Genomic DNA, 2,658 nt, shown 5'->3' with positions numbered 1-2,658 from the left:
ATATTCTTAAATAAACTTTCTCTGTATCATGACGTACGATCAGTGGTAATCAGGTGACCATTTATGTTGATTGAGCCAGCGTTATCAATACCGGTAGAGTCATAATTTTCACTCAAAGAGAGCATATTGCCTCTCCGCCAGATAGTCTGTCCGGTAATGGCCAGCATTATGGGCTAATAACAGTGTCGATTAATCTATGATTATCTTGGTTAATCTGCTTTTTTACTGACTTATTCAACGGTGGCGGTATTCTCACCAGGTTTGGTAAAAGTGATGGACCGGGCCATGGCCTGAACCAATGTTCAGATGGTCGGCATGGGCAATGGCACCGGCAATGTACTCCTTGGCACATTGGACGGCGTCCATCAAAGGGTAATCCCTGGCCAGCAAGGCGGTGACTGCAGACGACAGGGTACAGCCTGTGCCGTGGGTATTTCGGGTTGCCACCCGGGGAGACGTCAGTTGGTGTACGGTGGTGCCGTCATGAAACAGATCAATGGCCAGGTGATTGCCCTTTGAGGCAAGGTGGCCACCTTTAAGCAATACTGCTCTGGCTCCCAGCGCCATCAACGGGTCAATCATGGCGATCATGGCTGCCAATGATTCAGGTTGGGGACAATTGAGCAGAACCGCCGTTTCCGGCAGGTTGGGGGTAATCAGTGTGGCTTTGGGAATCAGTTGGTGACGCAGGTTATCGATGGCGGCTTCCTGAAGCAGAACATCACCGCTGGTGGCCACCATCACCGGGTCAACCACCAAGTATTCTGGCTGGTAATCATGGACAGCGCAGGCAACCGTATCAATCACTTCAGGCTGGCTCAGCATGCCCACCTTGGCAGCAGAAATGTTCAAATCAGAAAACACCGAGTCCAGCTGCTCCCGGACAAAGGCGGGTGGAACGTCAAAAATACCCTGGACACCCAAAGTGTTCTGTGCTGTCAGTGCAGTGATCACACTGCACCCATAGGCACCCAGGGCTGAGAAGGTTTTCAGGTCTGCCTGAATGCCGGCACCACCGCCGCTGTCAGAGCCGGCAATGGTCAATGCAATGGGGGTAGAAGACATAAGCTCGCGTGCTCCCTGGGCGAAACTCCATATTATTAGTACAGATTGTCCAGCAAGTTGGGTGAATGGGTGTTCATCCGGTCTTGCGGACCAACCAGAAATACAGCGGGTAGGGCAGATGACGCAGGAGCCCCATGATGGCGGCGAACATACGGGGAAAGCGAATCTCGAACTGCCGCCCCTGCATCCCTTTGACGATGACCTCTGCAGCCTTATCCACCGCCATCAGAAAAGGCATGGGGAACCGGTTCTTGCTGGTCAGCGGTGTTTTGACAAAACCCGGGTTGATCACTTTGATGGCAATACCCTCTTTCCAGAGTTCCGAGTTCAATGATTCCGCCATATTAATCAACGCCGCCTTGGTGGCACCGTAGCCTGCCGCTTTGGGCAGGCCCCGATAGCCTGCTAGTGACGCATTAATGGCAATCACCCCCTGGCCCTGTTTTTTCATGGTAGCGATCAGTGGCTCAAGACAGTGGCAGACCCCCATCAGGTTCAGTTCCACCTGTTGACGCACGGCATCGCTGGTAAACTCGATTGCCGGGGTAGAGATATAGGTGCCCGCATTAAGGATGGCCTGGTCAATACCACCGTGATGCTCAATGATCTCGTTAACCGTCTTATGCACCGCAGTTTGATCGGTAACATCCAGAGGGTAGGGAATAACCCTGCCTTGCCAATCAGTGGATTGCCGGGCCAGTTCTGCCAGCCGATCCACATTTCGGGCACTGGCTGCTACGGTAACCCCTTGACGGGCCATGGCAATGGCAACCGCTTCACCAATGCCCTGGCTGGCTCCGGTAATCCAGACCACCGAAGCGTGGGAAATGGCTATATCCTGGTGAGAGTTCATGTTGATGCTGCCTTTAAACTTATCACTTTTCTTTGATGACTGTCTCTGATTCAGGTTTTGCAAAAGCGACGGTCAAGGTTCCGAGCTTAACCCCCCATTTGCTCATGGTTGCCACATTCAGCAGTACGCCATCGTCCTGCAGGAACATCCAGTCATCAAAGGTCATCACCCACTCCCGGCCGCGGATGGGCAGTCGCATCCGGTATTTGAAGTTAAAGGCATTACCGGCACTGCGGCCAATGGCCTGGCCCACGATATCGCCCGCTGTTCCCAGGTACTGCCCGTCCCCCATAATGTTGACCTGCCAGATACGGTTTGACTCGTTACCATCGGAATAGATGAAGTGTTCATTCAGGGTCAGTACATCGTCATTGACCTCTGCGGTCATCAATACCTTGAACCGCTGTTGAACGTTGCCGAAGCGGTCCTGAAACATGCCCCAGGCGACGGTTTCCCCGGCAAAGTAGTGTTCAATTTTCAGACTTGGTTCACTGGCTGCATAATCTTCAATATTCATGGCTGAGCACCCCGTCAGCATAACCGTCAACATAAAAAGCAGGGGCAGGAGCCGGGCGCGTCCCGACGTCCAATCTTTTATTATTGTTAAAGCGACTGGCACAGTGCTGCCTCCCCTGACACAGGTTTGGTGAGTTTGTAGAGGCAAACATCAATACTCCTGAATTGAAAACCCGTCGTGCAGTAATCCAGGTAAAACTGCCACAGGCGTTTAAAGCGCTGAT

Annotated in this window: 3 protein-coding genes; all 3 read right to left on the bottom strand. The window is 52.6% G+C overall.

Translation table 11 applies throughout. The features are described 5' to 3' along the window. Positions 1-252: 252 nt before the first annotated feature. The 3 genes from thiD to KDK14_RS20220 all read right to left on the bottom strand — a co-directional run bounded on the left by thiD (position 253) and on the right by KDK14_RS20220 (position 2,537). Positions 253-1,065: a bifunctional hydroxymethylpyrimidine kinase/phosphomethylpyrimidine kinase gene (gene thiD / locus KDK14_RS20230; RefSeq protein WP_257267041.1), complete on the bottom strand. Its 813-nt coding sequence runs from the start codon at positions 1,063-1,065 to the stop codon at positions 253-255. A 73-nt stretch (positions 1,066-1,138) separates the two neighbouring features. Continuing rightward, positions 1,139-1,918, bottom strand: a complete 780-nt coding sequence (locus tag KDK14_RS20225) for an SDR family oxidoreductase (RefSeq protein WP_257267040.1) — start codon at positions 1,916-1,918, stop codon at positions 1,139-1,141. A 22-nt stretch (positions 1,919-1,940) separates the two neighbouring features. After that, positions 1,941-2,537 carry a DUF3833 domain-containing protein gene (locus KDK14_RS20220; protein ID WP_257267039.1) on the bottom strand — a complete coding sequence of 199 codons (597 nt, stop codon included), beginning with the start codon at positions 2,535-2,537 and terminating at the stop codon, positions 1,941-1,943. Positions 2,538-2,658: the final 121 nt, after the last annotated feature.

Origin of the sequence: Endozoicomonas sp. ONNA2 (assembly GCF_024606365.1) — a bacterium.
Taxonomy (GTDB): Bacteria; Pseudomonadota; Gammaproteobacteria; order Pseudomonadales; family Endozoicomonadaceae; genus Endozoicomonas.
The sequence above is the reverse complement of the archived record's forward strand: the minus strand, read 5'-3'. Positions and strand labels throughout refer to the sequence as shown.